Annotated in this window: 18 protein-coding genes; 10 read left to right on the forward strand and 8 right to left on the reverse strand. The window is 75.2% G+C overall.

Going from position 1 to position 22,311, the window contains the following annotated elements; all coding sequences use genetic code 11:
* Positions 1-36: 36 nt before the first annotated feature.
* The 6 genes from OG871_RS34545 to OG871_RS34570 all read right to left on the reverse strand — a co-directional run bounded on the left by OG871_RS34545 (position 37) and on the right by OG871_RS34570 (position 5,563).
* Positions 37-783, reverse strand: a complete 747-nt coding sequence (locus OG871_RS34545; RefSeq protein ID WP_371502233.1) for a trans-aconitate 2-methyltransferase — start codon at positions 781-783, stop codon at positions 37-39.
* On the reverse strand, positions 780-1,334 hold the full coding sequence (locus OG871_RS34550) for an RBBP9/YdeN family alpha/beta hydrolase (protein ID WP_371502234.1): 555 nt from the start codon (positions 1,332-1,334) through the stop codon (positions 780-782). Before OG871_RS34550 ends, OG871_RS34545 begins: the two co-directional genes overlap by 4 nt.
* A 61-nt stretch (positions 1,335-1,395) precedes the next feature.
* Complete coding sequence (locus OG871_RS34555; protein ID WP_371502235.1) at positions 1,396-1,854, reverse strand: (2Fe-2S)-binding protein; 459 nt, start codon at positions 1,852-1,854, stop codon at positions 1,396-1,398.
* A 14-nt stretch (positions 1,855-1,868) separates the two neighbouring features.
* Positions 1,869-4,022, reverse strand: coding sequence for a molybdopterin cofactor-binding domain-containing protein (locus OG871_RS34560; protein WP_371502236.1), 2,154 nt, complete (start codon positions 4,020-4,022; stop codon positions 1,869-1,871).
* A 102-nt stretch (positions 4,023-4,124) separates the two neighbouring features.
* Positions 4,125-4,508 carry a hypothetical protein gene (locus OG871_RS34565; RefSeq protein ID WP_371502237.1) on the reverse strand — a complete coding sequence of 128 codons (384 nt, stop codon included), beginning with the start codon at positions 4,506-4,508 and terminating at the stop codon, positions 4,125-4,127.
* Between the two features lie 98 nt (positions 4,509-4,606).
* Positions 4,607-5,563, reverse strand: a complete 957-nt coding sequence (locus tag OG871_RS34570; RefSeq protein WP_371502238.1) for a polysaccharide deacetylase family protein — start codon at positions 5,561-5,563, stop codon at positions 4,607-4,609.
* Positions 5,564-5,833: 270 nt separating this feature from the next.
* Here OG871_RS34570 and OG871_RS34575 point away from each other — a divergent pair, with 270 nt between their 5' ends.
* From OG871_RS34575 to OG871_RS34590, 4 genes are all read left to right on the forward strand, one after another.
* Positions 5,834-6,658, forward strand: coding sequence for an SDR family oxidoreductase (locus OG871_RS34575; protein WP_371502239.1), 825 nt, complete (start codon positions 5,834-5,836; stop codon positions 6,656-6,658).
* Positions 6,659-6,947: 289 nt separating this feature from the next.
* Positions 6,948-9,416 carry a SpoIIE family protein phosphatase gene (locus OG871_RS34580; protein ID WP_371502241.1) on the forward strand — a complete coding sequence of 823 codons (2,469 nt, stop codon included), beginning with the start codon at positions 6,948-6,950 and terminating at the stop codon, positions 9,414-9,416.
* 106 nt (positions 9,417-9,522) lie between these two features.
* Entirely contained in the window at positions 9,523-11,166 is a 1,644-nt protein-coding gene (locus OG871_RS34585; RefSeq protein WP_371502243.1) for a sensor histidine kinase, read from the forward strand.
* 63 nt (positions 11,167-11,229) lie between these two features.
* On the forward strand, positions 11,230-11,877 hold the full coding sequence (locus tag OG871_RS34590; RefSeq protein ID WP_371502244.1) for a response regulator: 648 nt from the start codon (positions 11,230-11,232) through the stop codon (positions 11,875-11,877).
* A 17-nt stretch (positions 11,878-11,894) separates the two neighbouring features.
* On the opposite strand, the gene OG871_RS34595 is transcribed toward OG871_RS34590, so the two are convergent.
* A complete protein-coding gene (locus OG871_RS34595) occupies positions 11,895-12,656 on the reverse strand; it encodes a hypothetical protein (RefSeq protein ID WP_371502245.1) in 762 nt (253 codons plus the stop codon).
* 194 nt (positions 12,657-12,850) lie between these two features.
* Between OG871_RS34595 and OG871_RS34600 the strand changes: the two genes are divergently transcribed.
* Positions 12,851-14,680, forward strand: a complete 1,830-nt coding sequence (locus tag OG871_RS34600; protein ID WP_371502246.1) for a flavin monoamine oxidase family protein — start codon at positions 12,851-12,853, stop codon at positions 14,678-14,680.
* A 9-nt stretch (positions 14,681-14,689) separates the two neighbouring features.
* Here the strand turns inward: OG871_RS34600 and OG871_RS34605 are convergent, their stop codons facing one another.
* Positions 14,690-15,337, reverse strand: coding sequence for an AAA family ATPase (locus OG871_RS34605; protein ID WP_371502247.1), 648 nt, complete (start codon positions 15,335-15,337; stop codon positions 14,690-14,692).
* Positions 15,338-15,724: 387 nt separating this feature from the next.
* Here OG871_RS34605 and OG871_RS34610 point away from each other — a divergent pair, with 387 nt between their 5' ends.
* The 5 genes from OG871_RS34610 (at position 15,725) to OG871_RS34630 (ending at position 22,248) form a co-directional block, all read left to right on the forward strand.
* Entirely contained in the window at positions 15,725-16,603 is an 879-nt protein-coding gene (locus OG871_RS34610; RefSeq protein ID WP_371502248.1) for a RimK family alpha-L-glutamate ligase, read from the forward strand.
* Positions 16,600-17,430 carry a RimK family alpha-L-glutamate ligase gene (locus OG871_RS34615; RefSeq protein ID WP_371502249.1) on the forward strand — a complete coding sequence of 277 codons (831 nt, stop codon included), beginning with the start codon at positions 16,600-16,602 and terminating at the stop codon, positions 17,428-17,430. The genes OG871_RS34610 and OG871_RS34615 overlap by 4 nt, the downstream gene beginning before the upstream one ends.
* A gap of 77 nt (positions 17,431-17,507) precedes the next feature.
* Positions 17,508-18,524, forward strand: coding sequence for a DUF2278 family protein (locus tag OG871_RS34620; RefSeq protein WP_371502250.1), 1,017 nt, complete (start codon positions 17,508-17,510; stop codon positions 18,522-18,524).
* A 116-nt stretch (positions 18,525-18,640) separates the two neighbouring features.
* On the forward strand, positions 18,641-20,551 hold the full coding sequence (locus OG871_RS34625; protein WP_371502251.1) for a glycoside hydrolase family 5 protein: 1,911 nt from the start codon (positions 18,641-18,643) through the stop codon (positions 20,549-20,551).
* Between the two features lie 221 nt (positions 20,552-20,772).
* On the forward strand, positions 20,773-22,248 hold the full coding sequence (locus OG871_RS34630) for a glutamate synthase subunit beta (RefSeq protein WP_371502252.1): 1,476 nt from the start codon (positions 20,773-20,775) through the stop codon (positions 22,246-22,248).
* Positions 22,249-22,311 lie beyond the last annotated feature (63 nt).

The following is a 22,311-nucleotide window of genomic DNA, read 5'->3' on the forward strand; positions in this document are numbered from 1 at the left end:
CCCCCGGCGCCGCCCGGGCAGCCCGGCCGGCTCGGCTCAGCCGCGGCGGGCGATCGTGACGATCTCGCGGCTCGTGCCGGTGACCGGGCCGTGGTGCCAGTCGCCGTACCGGGCCTCGACCGCGAAACCGGCCTCGGTCAGGAACGCGTCCAGCGTCGGGACGTCGAGGAACCGCAGGCGGGTGCGGTCGGAGCGCAGGACGGTGCCGACCGGGTCGCAGGTCGTCTCGGTGAACGTGACCACGTCGCCGACGACGGACTCGACATGGTGCCGGATGCGCAGCGTGCGGCCGCAGGCGTCCACGACCTCGGCGGCGTTCGACGCGTTCCACGCCTCCCACGCACGCACCTGCGGGTGCCGGGTCTCGAAGGCGAACCGGCCGCCGTCCCGCAGGGCCGCCCGGACCGCCGTCAGCGAGGCCCGCACCTCGTCGTCGCCGACCAGGCACTGGAACGCGTGGCTGACCATGGTCGCCAGGTCGAACTCGCGCTCCCAGGCCGCGTCGCAGGCCGCGCCGGCCACCCACTCGACGTCGGTGCGCCGACGCGCCCGGTCGAGTGCGGCCCGGTCGGGGTCGAGCCCGACGAGCCGGCCGCGGTGCCCGGCCTCGCGCGCCCGGTGCAGCATGCCGCCGGTGCCGCAGCCCACGTCGAGGACGCTGTCCGCGGCCATCACCAGGGCGTGGTGGAACGCGTCACCGGGATGGCGCGCGGGGTCCCACGGGTTCAGCAGGTCGTACAGGGCGGCGGCCTCGGCGTCGGACAGCGTGCGGGCGGTGTTCATGAGCGGTCCGTCAGTTCGGCGAGCAGCGTGCGGCCCGCCGGCCAGGAGCCGAGGCCGGAGTCGGCGTTGATGTGCCCGTACGGGCCGAGCTCGACGTACCGCGAGCCCCAGGCGGCGGCGAAGGCGCGGGCGCGTTCGGGCGCGCACCAGGGGTCGTCGCTGCCGGCGACCACGGTGGTGGGGAACGGCAGCGTCCGCAGCGGGACCGGCCGGAAGCCGACCAGCTCCGGGACCTCGGCGGTGTCGATGTCGGCGGGCGCCACCAGCAGGGCGCCCGTGACCGCCCGCGCGGCGGCCGGACCGGTGGCGGCCCAGTGGGCGACCGTGACGCAGCCGAGGCTGTGCGCGACCAGGACGACCGGGCCGGCGGCGGCGGACACGGCGCCGTCCAGGGCGGCCACCCAGTCCCCGACCAGTGGATGGTCCCAGTCGGCCTGCTCGACCCGTCGGAACGTGTCCGGGTCCTCCCGGACCCAGTGGCTCTGCCAGTGCTCCGGGCCGGAGTCCTGGAATCCCGGCAGGACGAGAGCGATGGGGGCGGTGACGGTCATGGGGCCGGACCTCCTGTGGTGTCGGACGTCCGGCGGATCCTATCCGGTCGGCCCCGGCGGCTCAGGCGCCCTTGGCGGCGGCCTTCTTGACGGCCTCGCGGATGCGGACGTAGGTGCCGCAGCGGCAGACGTTCTCGATCCGGTCGATGTCGGCGTCGGTGGGGTTCGGTGTACGGCGCAGCAGGGCGACGGCGGTCATGATCTGGCCGGGCTGGCAGAAGCCGCACTGGGCGACGTCGCAGTCCAGCCAGGCCTGCTGGACGGGGTGCAGGGTGTCGCCGTCGGCGAGGCCCTCGATGGTGGTGACCTCGCGGCCGGCGCAGTCGGCGACCGGGACGACACAGGGCTGGATCTCGGCGCCGTCCAGGTGGCTGGTGCAGGCGCGGCAGACGCCGACCCCGCAGCCGTACTTGGGGCCGGTGACGCCGAGCCTGTCGCGCAGCACCCACAGCAGGGGCATGTCGGCGGGGGCGTCGACGGTGACGGGCGCGCCGTTGAGGACGAACGTGTGGCTGGGCATCGGGTGGTGACCCCTCAGAAGTTGATCGGGAAGCTGCGGGGCCTGGTGCCGGTGGCCCGGGCGTAGGCGTTGGCGACGGCGGCGGCCGCGGCCGGGACTCCGAGTTCGCCGGCGCCCCCGGGGTCGCCGGTGGGCGGCATCAGGTGCACCTCCAGCGTGGTGGGGCTGTGCCGCTGGCGGGCGTAGTGGAAGTCGGCGAAGCTGCCCTCGCGGACGGCTCCGGCGTCGATGTGCAGTCCGGCCTGCAGGGTGACGGAGATGCCGTCCATGACGGCGCCCATCAGCTGGGCCTCCAGTCCGCGCGGGTTGACGGGCAGACCGACATCGGCGGCCATCACGGCCTTGGTGACGCGGGGGGCGGCCCGGTCGGTCGCGTCGATCTCCACCAGGCACGCGGCGCTGGAGCCGTGTTCGTCGTGGAAGGCGATGCCCTGGGCGTGTCCGGCGGGCATCGGCCGTCCCCACTGACCGGCCTGTGCGGCCTTGTCGAGGACGGCCCGGCCGCGGGAACCGCTCAGCCGGGCCCGCCGGAAGGCGACCGGGTCCTGCCCGAGGGCGCGGGCGATCTCGTCGACCATGATCTCGTCGGCGACCCGGACCAGCCCGGAGTAGACGGAGCGCCAGCTGCCGGTGTGCATCTCCAGCGGGACCTCGGCGAGCAGTTGGGTGGAGACCCCGAGCTCGTACGGGAGTTTCTCGGTGAGCAGGAAGAACGCCTGGGACAGGCTCAGACCGTCGGCCTGGAGGCCGAATCCGGCGGCGGTCAGTGCCTCGCCGAGGCCGTGCCGGAAGTCGGTCTGCACGGTGGCGACCCGGTGCTCGTAGCTGAGGACCTGGCCGAGCGCGTGGGTGGCGCGGATGCGGTGGTGGCTGGCGGGCCGCATCCGGCCGTGCCGGGTGTCGTCGTTGCGGGTCCACATCAGCTTGACCGGGCGGCCCGCGGCCCGGGAGACCTGGGCGGCCTCCAGGGCGCAGTCGAAGAACAGCCGCCGTCCGAACGAGCCGCCGGCCCGCACCACGTTGACGGTCACCGCGTCCTGCGGCAGGCCGAGTTCGGCCGCGATGGTCTGCTGGGCGACGATCGGGGACTGCGAGGCGAACCAGAGCTCGGCCCGGTCGGACCGGACGTCGGCGACGGCCGTCAGCACCTCCATCGGGGCATGGCCGACGAAGGCGAAGTCGAACTCCGCGTCGACCGTCAGGCTGAGCAGCGGCGGCACCACGAACGGCGGCTGGGCGGCCCTCAGCCGGGCCCTGATGTCCTGGTCCGAGAGGGCGGCGACCGGGCCGGGCCGCCAGTCCACCGTCAGCGCGGCCTTGGCCCTGAGCGCCTGGTCGAAGGTCTCGGCCAGGACCGCGACACCGCTCGGCACCCGGACGGCCGCGAGTACCCCGGGCATCGCCAGGGCGGCCGCGGCGTCGTACGAGCGGACCGTGCCGTTGATGGTCGGCGGGCGGGCGATCACGGTCGGCACCGCGCCCGGCACGGCCAGGTCGCCCGCGTACTTCGCCTTCCCGGTGACCAGGTCGCGGGCGTCGATCCGCCCGGTCGGGCGGCCGACCAGCCGGCGGCGATCCGCGGGCTTCGGCGCGGTGGACACCTCCGGCACCGTGATGCCCGCCGCGGCGACGGCGAGGGAGGCGTACGAGGCGCTGCGGCCGTCCGGGGCGATCACCGCACTGTTCTCGGTGCGAAGCGTGGCGGCGGACAGGCCCCAGGTCCGGGCGGCGGCGGTGACCAGGCGGGCACGGGCCGCCGCGGCGGCCGCGCGGACCGGGTGGTAGAGCGAGCGGACCGAGTTGGAGGCGCCGGTCAGCTGGTTGAAGAGCAGTTCCGGCCGGGCCTTGGAGAGCGGGACGTCGACGTCGGCGAGCCGGGCGTCGAGCTCGTCCGCGACCAGCATCGCGATCGCCGTGGTGAGGCCCTGGCCGACCTCGGCGCGGGGGAGCTCCAGCACCACCCGGCCGGTCTCGGCGACCGTCAGCACCAGCAGGTGGGCGGTGGGCAGCCCGGCCAGGATCAGCGCGTCGCCGAGGTCCACCAGGTCGGGGACGCCCGGCAGGGCCTCGGCCGGCTGCGGGTCGTCGGCGAGCTGGGCGCCGACCGCGAGGGCGGGCGCCGCCACCAGGTAGGTGAGCAGCCGGCGGCGGGTGACGGTCCGAGGCACGGACGGAACGCTGATCGGGAGTCCTTCCTGGGCCCGGACGGGCCGGAACGGCCGGTGTCCGGGGGCCGGCACCGAGCGGCGACAGCCGAGCATAGGGAGGAGCTACTGACGGGTCAACATCGCGTCCTGGCCGCTCCGGCGCGGGCCCGGCAGCACCTCCTCGACGGCGCTCGTGCCGCTTCCCTCGCGGGACTCCCAGCGCCAGGTCTCGTCCAGCCGCAGCCGTCCGTCGGGCAGCCGGGACAGCAGACTGACACAGTGTCCGCTGCTGGTCTCGCCGCTGCGGTTGAGCTGGACGTAGCGGAAGTCGAGGGTGTCGCCGGAGCGGGTGCCGACCAGCCGGCCGTGCACGATCTCCCCGCCGCTGTAGGAGGCCCGCACCACGCCGTCCTGCTCGTGGTAGGCGAAGCGGGTCGAGCCGTCCACCTCGCCGTGTTCGGCGCGGGCGACCGGGGCGAAGACCAGGCCGTCGACAGAGGGCAGCACCGGTGCCTCCTTCGGTAGGGAGGCACCAGTCGATCACGCCGGGCCGGTTCCGGGGGAGGGTGGTTCGGATGCTGGACCGGCGCGGTCGGTGGTGCGGGTCAGAGGTAGTCGTCGAGCCCGGCGAGGGCGAAGCCCTGCGCGGTGGCGGTGTCGATCACCCGCCGGAGCATCTGGGCCATGGTGCCCTGCCAGTCGGCGCCGGGGGCGCGGAAGTGGGTCAGGATGATGTCGCCGGGGTGCAGCCGCTGGTCGTCGTAGCGCCATTCGATGCGGTCGGGGAAGGCCTCCTCGGTCCACAGCGGGATCGCCCGTATCCCGCAGCCCGCGGCGGTCTGCAGGGTCGCGTCGGTGTACTCGCCGTACGGCGGGCGGAACAGCGCCGGCCGGGTGTCCAGCTCCCGCTCCAGCCGGTCCTGCTGGCCGCAGATCTCCTGCTGCTGCTGGGCGGCGTCGAGTCTGCGCAGGTCGGGGTGGTTGATGGTGTGGTTGTTGATGCCGGCGCCCTGCTCCTGCAGTTCGCGGAAGTAGCCGTAGTCGGCCCGGGCGAGGTAGTCGGAGAGGAAGATGCTGACCGGTATCTTCAGGTCGTCCAGCATCCGGACCAGCTCCCGGTCCTTCTCCGCCCCGTCGTCGATGGTCAGGAAGACCACCGGTTGGTCCGTGGGCACCCGGTAGACGACCGGCGGCACCCCGTCGTGGAGCAGCACATTGGTGCCGGCGATCAGTGCCGGTCTGGTCCCGGGCGGTGGCGGGGCCGTCCGCGGCGGGGCCGCCAGGCCCCAGCGCTGCGCGGCCGCCAGCTTCTGACCGCGGACCGACGCCTGGCGGGCGACGGCCGCCTGGGCGTTGTCCTCCTCCTGACCGGCCCGGCCCGGCAGGACGGCGGAGTGGTGATCCGGGGGCGCCGGGTCGCCGGAGCGGGGCGTGCGTTCGGGCGGTGCGGCGGCCTGGTCGGCGGCGGGCGGGCCGGCGCAGGCGGTGGCGGCGGCGAGGAGAAGCGCGGCGGCGAAGGGGATGAGTATCCGGCGATGCCTGACCGATGATCCGATAGTCATACCGGGCGATGATCCCCGCAGGGTGGTGCGGTGAACCCGCGGCGGACGCCGAGTGGCCCGGATGGCGGAGCGACCGGGTAACCCGTCGTCAGCCGACCCCCGGGAGAGCGTCGGGGGGCGTGCGCGAGGGATCGGGCGCACGGGCCGGGAGGAGCGAGCGCCGGTGCGCGACCGCGCGCCCCCACCGCCGGTGCCGGACCCTGGGCACGCGGGGCGCGGCCTCTCTACCGTGGAGGCCTGATCACAGCGGGACGACAACAGGGGGACACCATGGCACGCCGCTGGCTGGTGACAGGATGCTCGTCCGGACTCGGGGCCGCCCTGGCCGAGGCGGTGGCCGCCGCCGGCGACACCCTCCTCGCCACCGCCCGCAAACCCGCCACCCTGGACGACCTCGCCGCCGCCCACCCCGACCGGGTCACCGTCGCGGCCCTCGACATCCGCGACCCCGGCCAGTGCGCCGAAGCCGTCCGGATCGCCGAGGAACGCCTCGGCGGCATCGACGTCCTGGTCAACAACGCGGCCACCGGCCTGCTCGGCGCGGTGGAGGAGGTCTCCGACGAGGAACTGCGCGAGCAGCTGGAGGTCCTGGCGGTGGCGCCCTGGCGGCTGGCCCGCCTGGTGCTGCCCGGCATGCGGCAACGGCGCGGCGGCCACATCGTCAACGTCTCCTCCATCGCCGGCCGGCTGTCCTTCCCCGGCATGGGGGCCTACGTCGCCGGCAAACACGCCCTGGAAGGCATGAGCCAGGCCCTGGCCGCGGAGGTCGAGCCGTTCGGAATCCGCGTCACCGTGCTCGAACCGGGCGGCTTCAGCACCCGCTACGGCAGCTCCGCCGCCGAGGCCGCCACCCGCATCCCGGCCTACCGCGGCGCAGCGGTCGACCAGACCCGCGACGGAGTCCGCGGCATGGCCCACAACCCCGACCTCGGGCGGCCCGAGGACTTCGCCGCCCTGGTCCTGCGGCTCGTCGCGGCGGCGGACGGCCCGCTGCGGGTACCGGTCGGTGCCGACGCCTACCAGTACCTGGAGGCCGCCCGCACCCGGGCCGGAACGGAGCTCGCCACGGCGGAGGCCTTCACCCGGGGCGGCTGAGCCCGGCTGCGGGCGGTCCGTCTCCCGTTTCGCGCCGTTCCCCGCGCCCCTGAGGTGGTGCGCCGGCCGGGCGGGTCGGTGATCGGGGGAGCGGGGAACGGCGCGGGGTCGGGAGGTGCGGTGTCGCGGTCGGGGCCGGTCGGTTCGGGGCAGGTGGCGCCCTGCCCCGCCGGTGGGTCGCCCGCTCCCCTGGGGGTCGTGCGCCGACCGGGCGGGGTGGCCCCCGGACGGTGCCGCTTCGAGGTCCCCGGTTTGACACCCCCCACCGGCCCGGCGTACAGAGAAGAACATGCGACAGGGTGTGTCGGCGGACCAGCACGGCCCGCCGGCTTCCACCGCTCAGACCGGAGCGACACGGGCCGCCGGCGCCCGCGCGCCGTCCCGGGAGGCTGTCGACCGGCTGCTCGCGGACTCGCTGCTGCGGGCCGTGCGGGGCACCTCCGCCTACGGCGGTGTGGTCTATCTCCGCTCGCCCGACCACCGCTCGCTGGTGCTGAGCACCGTCGTCGGCATCCCGCTGCACGTGATCGACGGGTTCCGGCGGATCCCGGTCGCCGCGCCGCTGCCCGCCGCCGAGGCGTACCGCACCGGCCGCACCGTGATCCTCGCCGACGCCGAGGAGACGATGCGGCGGTTCCCCCGGATGGCCGTCGGGCTGCCGTACTCCTACGCCAGCGCCTCCATCCCGCTGGCGGCCGCCGACCACGGGTACGGCGCGCTGATGCTGCTGTGGCCCGGCTCGGCGGGCGGTCCGCCGCCGGGGATCCGGCGGCAGCTGCGTACCGTCGCCAACCGGCTGGCGGGCGGGCTGGCGGCGTTCGGGGAGGAGGTGGTGGCCGGGCCGGAGCCGAAGGTCCTGCGACTGCCGCCGCCGACCGACCCGGCGACCCTGATCGGGAGCCTGGACTGGGAACCCGCCACCGGCCGGCTCAGTGCGGACGAGGAGCTCGGCCGGATCCTGGGCCTGGGCCCGGAGGAGTTCGACGGACGCTGGGCGACCCTGGTCGCGCGGCTGGCCCCGGAGGACGTCCGCCCGCTCCGGGCGGCCGCCCGGGCCGCCCTGCGGGACGGCCGGCCGTTCAGCCGCCAGGTGGGGGTCCGCGACCACAGCGGCGGCTACCGGACGGTCGAGCTGCGCGGCCGGGTGCCGCTGGGCTCCGCCCATCTGGTGGTCACCGTCCTGGACAGCACGGCCGGCGCCGCCGCCGCGGCCGCCGTGGAACGGCTGCGTGACGGCGTGTTCGCCCTCCACCCGGACGGCCGGGTGGCGTACGTCAACCGCAGCGCCGAGCTGCACCTGGGCGCCCGGCGGTCCCAGCTCATCGGCCGCAACCCCTGGGAGGTGCTGCCCTGGCTCACCGACCCGGTGTACGAGGACCGCTACCGGGCCGCGATGGTCTCCCAGCAGCCGACCGCCTTCCTGGCCCGCCGGCCGCCCGACCACTGGCTGGCGTTCTCGCTGTACCCCGACTCGTACGGCGTCACCGGCCGGGTGGTGCCCGCGGCGCCCAGCGGCGAGCACGTGGACGCCCTGCCGGAGGCGCCGCCCGCCACACCGCCCCGCCCCGGCGCGTTCTACCACCTGCTGCAGCTGGCCAGCGCCCTCACCGAGGCCGTCACCGTGCGCGAGGTGTCGGAGTGCGTGATCGAGCAGATCCTGCCGGGCTTCGGCGGCCAGGAGCTGGCCCTCTACCTGGCCCGCGACAGCCGGATGCACCTGGTGTCGCAGAGCGGCTACCCGACCGGCTTCCTCGACTCCTTCGAGGGCATACCGATCCGCTCCCGGCTGCCCGGCACCGAGGTGTTCAGCAGCGGCGCCCCGATCTTCTTCGAATCCCCCCGCGAGCTGCTGGCCGCCTACCCGGGCATCCCCAGGGACGAGATGTGCGCCTGGGCCTTTCTGCCGCTGATCGCCTCCGGCCACCCCGTCGGCAGCTGCATCCTGGGCTTCGACCACGCCCGGGTGTTCACCGCCGAGGAACGGTCCGTGCTCACCGCGCTCGGCGGCCTGATCGCCCAGGCGCTGGAGCGGGCCCGTCTGTACGACGCCGAGTTCGCCCTCGCCCGCGGCCTCCAGCAGGCCCTGCTGCCGCACCGGCTGCCCGCCGTCCCCGGCCTGACCACCGCCGCCCGCTACCTGCCGGGCACCCAGGGCATGGAGATCGGCGGGGACTGGTACGACGCCGTCACCACCCCGATGGGCCTGTGCCTGGTGATCGGCGACGTGGAGGGCCACAACGTCGGCGCCGCCGCCACCATGGGCCAGCTGCGCAGCGCCGTACGGGCCTTCACCAGCGGCGGCAGCGCGCCGGACGAGGTACTCGCCCGGACCAACCAACTGCTGCTCGACCTCGACGCCGGGCTGCTCGCCAGCTGCTGCCTGCTGCGCATCGACCCCGCGACCGGGAGAGCCGAGGGTGTCCGCGCCGGACACCTCCCGCCGCTGCTGCGCCACCCGGGCGGTCGGACCGAGGTCCTCGCCCTGGACGGCGGCCCCCTGCTCGGCATCGACCGGGCGGTGCACTTCCCGGTCACCGAGTTCCTGATCCCGCCCGGCGCCGTCCTCGCCCTGTACACCGACGGCCTGGTCGAGGACCCCGGCAGCCCGATCGAACAGGGCATCGACCGGCTCCGTTCCTCGCTCGCGCACGACCTCACCGGCAGCCTGGAGGCGCTGGCCGACCGGCTGGTCGGCGACGCCCGCGGCTCCTCCCACCGGGCCGACGACGTCGCCCTGCTGCTCGCCGGCCGGGACTGAACCCCGCCGCCGGCCGGCGCGGCCGGCAACCGACGACTTTCGTCGCGACCGCCGACGACCAACCGCGACAGCGGCCGCACTCCGCGCCCGGTTACCCTCAGTCCCCGTGACACCGACCAGCCTGGCCAGACCCGAGATCCGTGCCCTGCCGAGGAGGGCCGTCCGGGCCCTGGCCCCGCCGACCCCGCGCGCCCTGCTGCACCGCGCCCTGCCCGGCCCCTGGCCCCGCCGCGTGCTGGTCCGCGAGAGCGTCTCCGCGCTTGCGCTCGGCGCGTTGTCGGCCGGCCTGGAGAGCATCGACGACGCCGGCTCCCCGCGGGCCGCCGCCGTCGGCGCCGTCACCGCGATCCTCTTCCTGCTGCGCCGCGGCCTGCCGGGACCGGCCGTGGTGCTCGCCGCGGGCGGGGCCGGCTGGATGGCCGGCTTCGTGCCGGTCCTGGTGGTCGCGGGCTGGTCGGGCGGCCGCCGGATCCTGCGCCCGGCGCCACTGACGGCGTTCTTCGCCGCCGCGTTCCTGGCCATGGCCGCGACGGTGCTCGGGGTGGACACCGAGACCCTGCCGCCGCCGGCCAAGCTGGCCATCGTGCTGGTCACCTTCATGATGCTGGCCGTCCTGCCCGCCGTGGTCAGCCGGTACCTGGCGCAGCGCCGCACCCTGCTGGGGGCGCTGCGCGAGCGCAACGAACAGCTGCTGCGCGAGCGCAGCATGGTCGCCCACCAGGCCCGGTTGCGCGAACGCCACCGGATCGCCCAGGACATGCACGACAGCCTCGGCCACCAGCTCGCCCTGATAGCCGTGCACACCGGCGCCCTGGAGGTCGACCGCACCCTCACCGGCGGTCAGCGGGAGGCCGTCGGCGTGCTGCGGCAGGCCGCCACCGGGGCGATGCGCGAGCTGCGCGAGGTGGTCGGCCTGCTGCGCGACGACACCGTCCCCGAGGCCGGCGGGGTGGACACGCTGGAGCGGCTCGCCGACGCGTCCCGCGCCGCGGGCACCGACGTGACACTGCGTCGGGACGGCGAGCCGCGCCCGCTCGGCGCCGCCACCGGCCACGGCGCGTACCGGATCGTCCAGGAGGGGCTCACCAACGCGCACAAGCACGCGCCGGGCGCCCCGATCGCGGTGTCGCTGCGGTACGAGCCGGACACCCTGGTGGTCGAGGTGGTCAACGGCCCGGCCGGTGAGCCGCCGTCGGCGGTCAGCGGTGGTCAGGGCCTCACCGGCCTGCGGGAGCGGGCCAGGCTGCTCGGCGGCATCGTGCACGCCGGCCCCACCCCCGACGGCGGCTACCGGCTGGCCGGCCTGCTCCCGTACGACAGCACCGGCCGCGCGCCGGCCGAGGACGACGGGCTCTGGCTGCCGCAGCCCGAGCCGCTGCCGGTGGCGCGCCGCGGCCCGGTGGTGGGCTGCGCGGTGGGCGCGGCGGTGGTGCTGCTGGTCTCGGCCGGCGTCGTGACCTGGGGCGGCGTCAAACTGGCGGACTCGGTGGAGAACTCGACCGTCCCGGTGGCGCTGTACGAGGAGATCGCGGTGGGCACCCCCGAGGACGAGGTGCTCGACCGGCTGCCCGCCGGCAGCGACTTCCTGACCAGCGGGTACGAGGGCACCGGACCGCAGCCGCCGGCGGACGCCGACTGCCGCTGGTTCAGCACCGACGACACCAGCGGCATCGACACCCAGGACGTGGTCCGGTTCTGCTTCCGGGACGGCCTGCTGATCGACAAGCAGCACTACCGTGCGAAGGTGTAGGGGTCAACGATCCGGCCGGTACGGATTCGGCCGGTACGGATCCGGGCAGTACAGGAGACCGCAGTGATCAGGGTCCTCGTGGCCGACGACGAGCCGCTCATCCGGGCCGGCATCCGGCTCATCCTCGGTTCCGCCGAGGACATCGAGGTGGTGGCCGAGGCCGCCGACGGCCGACAGGCGCTCGAACTCGCCCGCACCCACGCGGTGGACGTGGTGCTGCTGGACATCCAGATGCCGGTGCTGGACGGTCTCAGCGCGCTCGCCGAGCTGCCGCGCGCCGCGCCCGGCACCCGGGCGCTGATCCTCACCACCTTCGGCGAGCGCGAGAACGTGCTGCGCGCGATCAGCGCCGGGGGCGCGGGATTCCTGCTGAAGGACACCGCACCGGCCGAGCTGATCCAGGCCGTCCGGGCCGCCGCCACCGGCCACGCCTTCCTGTCGCCCGCCGCGACCCGGCACATCGTCGACAGCCTGGCGGCCGGGTCGGCCGGCGCCCGGGGCGAGGCGGCCCGCGCCCGGCTGGCGGTGCTGACCGAACGCGAGCGCCAGGTGGTCGAGCTGCTCGGTGAGGGTCTGTCGAACGCGGACGCCGGAGCCCGGCTGCACATGAGCGAGGCCACCGTGAAGACGTACGTCAGCCGGATCCTCGCCAAGCTGCACTGCGACAACCGGGTCCAGGCCGCGCTGCTGGCCCGCGACGCGGGGCTGTAGGCCCGGCCGACGGCGGGTCACACCGGCGCGGCCGCCCGGTTCAGCCGGTCCTGGGTGCGGTCCAGGTCGGCGGTGAGCTGGGAGCGCAGGGCGGGCAGCAGGGCGAGGGCGGCCCGGGCCGCGTCCGGCGTCGGCTCGGCGTCGTCGCGGGCGGCGGTGACGGCGGCCCGCAGCGGCATGGTGGCGAGGGCGGTCTCCCACGCGGCGCGGTGCACCCCGGTGGCGTAACGGGCCGTCAGGTACTCCAGCGGGTCCAGTGCGAGGCCGTCGTGGTCCTGCGGGCCGGCCAGCCGGTCCTCGGGCAGCAGCCAGGCGATGCCGTGCCGGGCGATCAGCTCGAAGGCCTTGTTCTCGTCGGGGTGGGTCCAGCGCCCGTGCTCGGCGGTGGCGGCGGCCAGCAGGCGGTCCAGCATCGCGGCCTCGCGGGGCCCGTCCGTCCGGTCGGGGTAGGGCCGGTCGGCGAGGATCTGTTCCAGGTGGTAGCGCTGGCCCCAGCTGCCGACCCAGCGGTGCATGGCGCCGGCCCTGGTCTCCCGGACGGCTGCCAGCGCCAGGGCGCGGGTGGTCAGGTCGCGGCGCACCAGCATCCTCTCGGCGTCCGGCCCGAGCTGTCCGAGAGCGGCCCGTACGGCGGCCAGCGGCGGCCCGTCGTACCAGCGCAGCGTCCAGCACCGCCTGCCCTGGTCGTACTGCGGCTCGATCGGGGTGCGGTACTGCGCGGTCAGGCGGTCGGCGAGCCGACGCGCGCGGGGGCCGCGCTCGGGGTGGGGAGTGGGCATGGGCAGCACAGTAGCGAGCGGCGCCGGGCGCGTCGGGCGGCGCGCGCGCAGCTCACCCTGTCCGCCGCGCCCGGCCGGGTGACATCGGGCCGGATAACCCTCCCGAAGGGTGAAAAGTTCTGCCCAGGCGTGCCCAGGACGGGTCACATCCGTTGGCTCCGGTGTTGTCCGACCACATAACCGACGGAGTTCTCATGGAGTTGTCCCCCACTCAGGTACCTGAAGGAACCGGTCCGCGGATCGGCCGCCGTGCGGTCATCGGGTCGGCCGCCGCAGCCGCGGCGGTGGCGGGGGCCGCCGGGTTCGCGGGCGCCACCGTGCTCGACCGGCCGGCGGTCCGGACCGGGGCGGGCGGGGGCGCGGACGAGGCGACCGCGCGCGACCTGGCCCGCAAGATGCTGATGGTCGGCGACGACGAGAAGCGCGATCTGACGCTGGACTACCTGAGGATCCTGATCGACGGTCAGCTGCCGCCGCGCGCCGCCGCGAAGAAGGTGCTGATCGTGGGCGCCGGGGTCGCCGGTCTGACCGCGGCGACCCTGCTCAAGCGGGCCGGCCACCAGGTGGTGGTGATCGAGGCCAACGGGAACCGGGTCGGCGGCCGGGTGAAGACCTTCCGGGGGATCTTCTCGGACCCGAGGCTGCACGCCGAGGCCGGTGCGATGCGGCTGCCGGACTTCCACCCGCTGGTGCTCGCCCTCGCCGACAAGCTGGGCCTGCGGCGCCGGCTGTTCTACAACGCGGACGTCACCCCGGGGGCCCGGGCCGAGGGCGCCGTCCCCCCGGTGGAGTACCGCTCGTTCACCGGGGAGACCTGGAGCAACGGCGCGACCGCCGCCACCTCGTTCAAGCCGCCGACCGCCAACTTCCGGACGAAGATCTCCGTCAACGGCGAACAGACCAGCCGGGCCGACTACGCCCGCAACCCCGCCGCGGTGAACCGCACCTTCGGCGCCGACCTGGACACCACCGTGTCCGCCGCCGTCGACCGGGCCTTCGAGAAGGTCACCGTGCCGGCCGACGGCAGCATCCAGGAGAAGCTGGCCGCCTGGACCGCGATCTTCCGCAGGTACGGAGACCACTCCACCCACCGCTTCCTGGTCGAGGAGGCCGGCTGGGACCTGAACCGCATTCAGGCCGCCGGCACCCTGGAGAACATGACCTCGCGGCTGCACTACTCGATCGTGCCCACCCTGATCGACCACGCCGTGATCAGCCCGAAGAACCGCTACTGGGAGCTGGAGGGCGGCACCGACGTGCTGACCGAGGCACTCGCCGCGCCCCTGCGCAACGACCTGCGGATGGGCCGCCGGATGACCAGGCTGGTGCAGACCGGCGGCGGGGTGCGGATCGAGACCACCGCCGAGAGCGGCGGCGAGGAGTCCTACGAGGGCGGCCCGATCGAGCCCACCGAGACCTTCGAGGGCGACTACGCGATCGTCACCGTCCCGTTCAGCGCCCTGCGGTTCTGTTCGGTGGAGCCGTTGATGTCGTACCCGAAGCGGCGCGCGGTCAACGAGCTGCACTACGACTCCGCGACCAAGGTGCTGCTGGAGTTCAAGACCCGGTTCTGGGAGCAGGGCCCGAACGGCTTCACCGGCGGCGGCTGCGTCTCCGACAGTGCCAGCCGCTTCACCTACTTCCCCTCGCACGCTCCCGAGGGCTCGCCCGGCGGCGTGGTGCTGGCCTCCTACACCTGGTCGGACGACGCGATGCGCTGGGACTCGCTCACCCCGGGCGAGCGCTACGCCTTCGCGCTGAACGACATGGAGCGGCTGTTCGGCCCGAAGGTGCGCAGCGAGTTCACCGGGGTCGGCGCCACCCAGTCCTGGGCCCGGGCCCGCTACGCGCTCGGCGAGGCGGTCATGTTCACCCCCGGCCAGCTGCACGAGCTGCACCCGGCGGCCCGGACCGTCGAGGGCCGGGTGCACTTCGCCGGTGAGCACACCAGCCTGAAGCCGGCCTGGATCGAGGGCGCACTGGAGTCGGCCGTGCGCACCTTCCTGGAGGTGCACGCCCGCTGAGCCGGCCGCTCAGCCGGTGAACTCGATGTCCTGGAGGTCCAGCGCCCCGGCCCGGTCCAGTACCACCGCCGAGGCGCAGCCCGCCGGCGGACCGCCCGCCCCGGCCAGCCGCTCGCGCAGCCGGCCGGTGGCACGGCGGTGCCGGCCGAAGGCGTACGCGGAGACTCGCCGGCCCCGGGCGGCCTGGCCCTCGGCGGCCTCGGCGGGGCTGACGTCGAGCAGCACCAGGTGCAGCGCGCGGCCCTGCCGGGCCGCGGTGCGGGCCAGCCAGCCGCGCACCCACGGCAGCGTCCCGCAGTCGTGCACCAGCAGCGGGCCGCCCGCGCGCAGCGCCCGGCGCAGCCGCAGGTAGTGGCTGAGCCGTACCAGCGGCCGGTAGAGCGCGTACGGCAGCCGGGCGGGCAGCCGGGCCTGGTACTGCTCGCGCACGTGCTGGGAGTCGATCACCCGGGCGCGGGCACACCGGCGCAGCAGGGTGCTCTTGCCGCTGCCGGGCAGGCCGGAGACCACCAGCAGGTCGGCCGGGGGGTAGCGCAGGGCCAGCGGCGCGGGCCGGTCCCTGAGGTCGTGCAACCCGGCCGGGCGGAGCGTGCCGCGCGGGCCGGACCGGCCTGTCGCGGCGCTCGGCGCCGGAGCGGGTCCGACGAATTCGCGCACCGCCCCTCCTTCGGTACCCGGGTCCCCTCCCCGCGGGGAAAGGCTTTCCCAAGAGAGGGTAATGGGCCCCGGCCGCCGTTCCGAGGGCTGTGACAGGGCTGTGGCCTGCACGGACCCGTCCGCAGCCGGCCCGGGGCCGCTCCCGGGACATCCGCTGCGGGCCACGCGAGCGGCCGCCGGGCCCTGAACGGGGGGCCGTTGGTGCACGAAGCCGACGAGTTCGGGGGAGCCGGGCGCAAACACTCCGTCAGGGAGCGGGCACCCACAGCTGTGACCGGGCTGTGGCCGTTCCGGGACCCACCGCGCGATCTTGGCCGCCGGATCCGTGGCATCCTGAGGCGCTACACCAGCGCCGCGGCCTTCGCGGGGGGACAGGAGTTGTACGGGATGAGGTTCTGCTTCCTGGTCGAGGAGCACTACCGGAACGACGGCATGCCACTGGACGTGGTGCGCAGACTGACCGAGTGGGGCCACCGGGTGGACGTCCTGCGGCCGGGCGGCTCGCTGCTCGACCTCGGCACCCTGATCCGCTCCGGACAGCACGACGCGTGGGTCCTCAAGACCGTGTCCGGCGGCCCGGGCCTCGGCCTGCTGGAGGCCGCGGCCGGGCTCGGCCTGACCACCGTCAACGACGCCCGGGCGATCCGCCCGGTCCGTGACAAGGCCCAGGCCGCGATCATCGCGGCCCACCACGGCCTGCCCGTGCCGCAGACCTGGGCCGCCGCCGACCCGGCCGAGTTCGCCCTGATACCCGACGAGCACTACCCGCTGGTGGTCAAGCCCGCCGACGGCAGCTCGGGCCGGGCCGTGCACCTGGTCGAGCGGCCCGACCAGCTGCCGCCGCTGGCCGCCGAACTCGCGGGGGAGGGGCTGCTGATTGCGCAGCCGTACATCGCCAACCCCGGTGTCGACCTCAAGGTCTACTGCGCGGGCGGCGAGCTGTTCGCCACCGAGCGGACCTCGCCGCTGCATCCTCACCATCCGCACCGGGAACGGCCGGTCACGCTCAGCGCCGAGGTCGCGGCGGTGGCCGCGCAGGTCGGCGAGGTGTTCGGGCTCGACCTGTACGGGGTGGACGTGCTGCTCGGCCCGGACGGGCCGGTGGTGGTCGACGTCAACGACTTCCCGAGCTTCCGCCAGGTGCCGGACGCCGTGGACACGGTGGCCGACGCCGTGGTCCGGCTGGCCGGGACCGGCTCGTCCTGGCCGTCCGTCCCCACCCCGCGCCTGGTGGCCTCCCCGCTGGGGATCGGCGGCGGGCTGTGAGGGTCGGGCTGATCACGCCCGACCCCGGCCACCCGCTGCTCGCCGGTACGGCCGGCCTGCTGCGGGCGGGCGGCCACACGGTCGAGACCCTGGCGCCCGGGGCCGCCCCGCCCGCCGAACCGGCCGCGGTCTACCTGCTCAAGGCGCGCACCCCGGCGGCGCTCGCCCTGGCGCGGACCCTGGAGGCGAGTGGTGCACCGGTCCTCAACTCGGCGGGCGCCACCGCGTTCTGCCAGGACCGGCTGCTGATGGCCGACCACGCCCGGCAGGCCGCACTGCCGTTCGCCCCGACCCGGACCGCCACCCTGGACGGGCTGCCGGTCGGCGGTCCGCTGGTGGTCAAGAGCCGGTACAGCCGCAAGGGCGATCTGGTCGCCCGCGTCACGACCCCGGCCGAGGCGGCCCGGCTGGCCGCGAGCCGCCCGGCCGAGCCGCTCGTGGTCCAGGACCTCGCCCCCGGCGACGGCTGGGACCACAAACTGTGGGTGGTGGCGGGGCAGGTCTTCGCCGAACTGCGCCGCTCCGAGCTGGCCGACGGCCCCCCGCTGCCGCACCAGCGGATCGCCCGGCTGCCGGCGGGCTGGGCCGCGCTGGCGCTCGCGGTGGGCGAGGCGTTCGGGCTGGACGTCTACGGGGTCGACGTCCTGGACGTGGCCGGCCGGCCGCTGATCGTCGACATCAACGCCTTCCCGGGCATCCGGGGCCAGGCGGGTGCGCCGCAGGCGCTGGCCGGGCTGGCGGTCGAGGTCGGTGTGGGCCGCCGCGCCCCGCGCCGACTCCCGGACGCCGCCGAGCTGTCACCCGAACGCCGCACAGCCGCAAGGTAGCGAACTTCGTTGAACGGGAAAGGTCCCCGAGGACCGAACGGGCCCCGGCCCGGCCCTCCCACCAGCGAGGACGACTGATGCCTCTGCAGCACTACGGCGTGCTGGCCGCCCGAGTGGTCGCGCGACGCCGCGAAGGCGGGCGCGACACCCCGCACTACCAGCTCCACCTGCGCGACGCCGGCGGCACCGACTACCGGGCCGCCGTGAACGTGCTCTCCGACCAGGCGCCCTCGGAGCTGCTGCACGTCGTCGACGAGGACTTCCGGCACCCGCTGCTGCGGCGGCTGCCGCCGGTCGCCTCCGGCTGGACGCCGCTGTCCTCCCGGCCGGGCGGCGGCGGCCTCGACTTCGTCCGCGACGCGCTGTTCGACCCGGCCGCGCTGCGCCGGCTGCCGCCCGACCTGCCGGGCGCCGACAACGACCTGGCCGACCTGCTGGACCGCCAGGTGCTGCGGGTGCTCGCCGACACCGCCGCGACCGTGTACGTCTTCGGACAGCGCTGGCCGAGCGAGCCGCACCTGCCCGACAAGGTCTTCGGCTTCCTGCCCGGCAACGGCGTCCACGACGTGCACATGAACCAGGGCAACGCGGCGAGCCACCGCCGTGACGACGGCGTCCGGCAGGACGGAGCGCTGTTGCTGCGGATCCCGTCGCAGGACCGCTGGGTGGCGGTCTTCCTGGCCTTCCAGTCGCAGTCCTGGCACACCGACGACGTCACCGGCCACGCTCTGGACGGGGTGCCCACCGGGCCCGCCGGCCCCGGGGAGGCCGTCCGGGCGCTGCGGATCCTGGCCGCTCTGGTCAACCCGCCCGGCGCCGACCGGCAGGCCGAGACCGTGACCCTGGTGAACACCTCCCCGGCCGCGGTGGACCTCGCGCACTGGCAGCTCGCCGACGCCCGGCAGCGGCGCCTCGCGCTGCCCGCCCAGCGGCTCGAACCGGGGGCGACCCTCACCGTGGCGACCGGCGAGGGCCTGACGCTCGGCAACAGCGGAGGCCGGATCACCCTCATCGATCCGGCCGGTCGTACCGTGCACGACGTCAGGTACACCGCGCGGCCGGCGGCCGTGGAGGGCGCGGCCATCACCTTCTGACCGCGTCAACACTCTTGGCCCGGCTGGGGATCCATGTGAATAATCGTCACGTTACCTTCGGGTAGCCGAACGAGGAGCATCACATTCGATCATCCCCCACCACCCTCGGGACGGCCATGAACAAGGTGCTCACCCGTACGCTCTCGGTCCTGGCGACGCTCGCCACCCTGCTGGCCCTCTCCGCCGGGAGCGGCGAGGCCACGGACCGGCCCGCCCCGACCGCGGGCGGCCGGCTCGCGGCGAGCTGGACCGGCCCGCTCAGCACCAGCGGCCGTTACGTCGTCGACGCCACCGGTGTCCGCTTCAAACTCAAGTCCGGCAACTGGGAAGGCGCCCAGGGCACCTGGACCGGCAGCGGCGACCCGCACGACCCGGCCGCCCACGCGCACGGCGAGAACGCCGAGAACATGCCGCTCGGCCTGGACCGGGCCCCGATCGCCCGGATCCTCGGCGACTTCCGCACCCTCGGCCTGAACAGCATCCGGCTGCCCTTCTCCAACGCCCTGATCCACGACACCGCGCCCGTCCCCGACGCGGCCGTCGCCGCCAACCCCCACCTGCGCGGCAAGACCCCCCTCCAGGTGTTCGACGCCGTCGTCGCGGCGCTCACCGCGGACGGTTTCGCGGTCGTGCTCAACAACCACACCACCACCTCCCGCTGGTGCTGCGGCCTGGACGGCAACGAACGCTGGAACAGCGGCCAGTCCACCGACCAGTGGATCGCCGACTGGGTGTTCATGGCCGAGCGCTACCGGGCCGACAAGCGGGTGGTCGGCGCCGACCTGCGCAACGAGATCCGCCGCGACACCTTCGACGACCCCAACTGGGGCTGGGGCGACACCCACGACGCGTACGCCGCCTTCGAGGCCGCCGGGAACCGGATCCTGCAGACCGACCCCGACCTGCTGATCGTCATGGAGGGCATCAACTGGCAGGGCATCCCGCTCGACGGACTGCCGCACGGCCGACCGATGCTGACCCCGGTGCAGAACCTCTCGCACACCCTGATCCAGTCCGGCAAGCTGGTGTACGCGGCCCACTTCTACGCCTACACCGGCCCAGCGCACAGCGGCGCGACCGGCCTCGGCGAGACCCACGACCCGCGCTACCAGGACCTCACCCCCGCCCAACTCGCCCAGGTCGTCGACCAGCAGGCGCTGTTCGTCACCCGCGCCGGCGAGCACTTCACCGCGCCGGTGTGGATCAGCGAGTTCGGCGCGAGCGGACGCGGCGCCGCCGACCCGAAGGAACGCGCCTGGTTCGACCGGTTCACCGACCTCCTGGTCGCCAACGACACCGACTTCGCGTTCTGGCCCCTGGTCGGCTGGACCCGCGACGGCGCACCGCTGGACAGCTGGGCCCTGCTCTCGTACGACAGCGCCGGGACGCGGCTGTCCGTCGACGACCCGGGCGACTGGCGGGCCGCCGACTGGCACCGCCTGGTCGACACCCCCGGCCGCACCGGCCCGGTGCCGCGCGCCGACCGCTGGAACATGCTCGGTCTCGACCACACCGACCTCGACGCCTCCGCCCGGATGCTCGCCCGGCCCGACTGGGACCGCGGTGCCCGCAAGGGCAGCTGCCCCGACACGCAGCGGCTCGCCGCCCTCGGCCGCGGCGGCGGCCGGGCCCTGTGCACCGACGCCGGCGCACCGGCCAGGACCTCGGCCCCCTACCTCGTGGTGACCGACGAGCGGTACGTGACCGGCGGTGACTGGGCCGTCGGCTACAACAAGCTCCAGTGCCCCGACCGGAGCTTCGCCGTCGGCTACAGCGTGCGCGGCGGCGCGATGTCCGCGCTGCTCTGCGCACCCTCGGCCACCGCCCTGCCCACCGGCGGCCACAACGTCTGGTTCGACCACGGCGACAACCGGCCCGCCGGCGGGGGCTCCACCGGCAGCGACTGGGCGCCGGGCTCGTATAAGGGCCAGTGCGCCGACGGCGAGTACCTGGCCGGCGTCGCCTACACCTGGCGCTGGACCCACGGCGGCGTCTCGGACGCGCTGCTCTGCCGACCGCTCGCCTGACCAGCGGTAACGACCGCGGCGGCCCCGTACGGGCGGGCCGCCGCACCGCCCCCGCCGCGACCGATCGAATACCGGCCGGAACGGACGTAAGGTGGCCTGACACGCCACGCGCGGCCCGACCGTCGGCCGCCGCGGCACGGGACCGGCCCGACGCGCGTCCACGCCCACCGTCCGGCCACAGGTACAGGGCGCGCGACCGGTGCGGACGACGGAGGCGGCCGATGGCCGATCCGAAGGGCTTCCTGACCACCCCGCGTGTGCTGCGCGAACGCCGGGCCGCCGAGGAACGCGTACGGGACTGGGACGAGGTGTACGTCCGGCAGCCGCTGCCGATCGTCAGCTCGCAGGCCGGCCGCTGCATGGACTGCGGCATCCCCTTCTGCCACAGCGGCTGCCCGCTCGGCAACCTCATCCCGGACTGGAACTTCCTGGTCTCCTGCGGCGACTGGCACCAGGCCGCCGAGCACCTGCACGCCACCAACAACTTCCCCGAGTTCACCGGCCGGCTCTGCCCGGCCCCCTGCGAGAGCGCCTGCGTGCTCGCCGTCGACGGCGGCGACGCCGTGACGATCAAGAACATCGAGGTCGCCGTCGCCGACCACGCCTGGGACCTCGGCCTGGCCGAGCCCCGGCCCCCCGAGCGGCTCTCCGGCCGGACGGTCGCCGTCGTCGGATCCGGCCCCGCCGGGCTGGCCGCCGCCCAGCAGCTCACCCGGGCCGGCCACACCGTGGTGGTGTACGAGCGCGCCGACCGGATCGGCGGCCTGCTCCGCTACGGCATCCCCGCCTTCCGCCTGGAGAAGCGCCACCTGGACCGCCGGATCGACCAGCTGCGGGCCGAGGGCACCCGGTTCCGCACCGGCGTCGACATCGGCACCGACCTGCCGGCCGACCAGCTCCGGGCCCGGCACGACGCCGTCGTGGTCGCCGTCGGCGCCACCGAGCGCCGCGAGCTGCCGGTGCCGGGCCGGGAACTGGCCGGCATCCACCAGGCCGTCGACTACCTCACCTTCGCCAACCGGGTGGTGGAGGGCGACCTCGACCGGCCCCCCGTCAGTGCCGAGGGCCGGCACGTGGTGATCGTCGGCGGCGGCGACACCGCCGCCGACTGCCTGGGCACCGCGCTGCGTCAACGGGCCGCCGACGTCACCCAGCTGGACATCAACCCGCGCCCCGGCGAGACCCGCTCCGGGGCCGAGCCGTGGCCCGTCCACCCCAAGGTCTACCGGGTCAGCGCCTCGCACGAGGAGGCCAGGGAGTCGGCCCGGGCCGCCGATCCGCGCCGGTTCGCCGCGGTCACCCTGAGCTTCCAGGACGACGGATCAGGCCGGGTCGGCGGCGTGCGGCTGGCCGAGGCCGAGCCGGTCGGCCGTCGCCCCCGCCCGGGCACCGACCACACCGTCCCGGCCGAGCTGGTCCTGCTCGCCCTCGGCTTCCACGGCCCCGAACCGCGCAGCCGCCTGATCGCGCAGCTCGGGCTCGGCCTCGACCCGGCCGGCACCCTCAGCCGGGACGCGGGCTTCGCCACCACCGCCGACGGCGTGTTCGTCGCCGGCGACGCGGGCCGCGGCCAGTCGCTGATCGTCTGGGCGATCGCCGAGGGCCGCTCGGTGGCCGCCGCCGTCGACCGCTACCTGACCGGATCCACCGACCTGCCCGCCCCGATCGGCGCGACCGACCGCCCCGTCACCCTGTGAGCCGGCGGCCGGTCCGTCACACCCGCGTAACCGGCCCGCAGCAGCCCCGACAACCCGCCCCGC

It is taken from the genome of Kitasatospora sp. NBC_00374 (assembly GCF_041434935.1).
In the GTDB taxonomy this organism is placed as follows: domain Bacteria; phylum Actinomycetota; class Actinomycetes; order Streptomycetales; family Streptomycetaceae; genus Kitasatospora.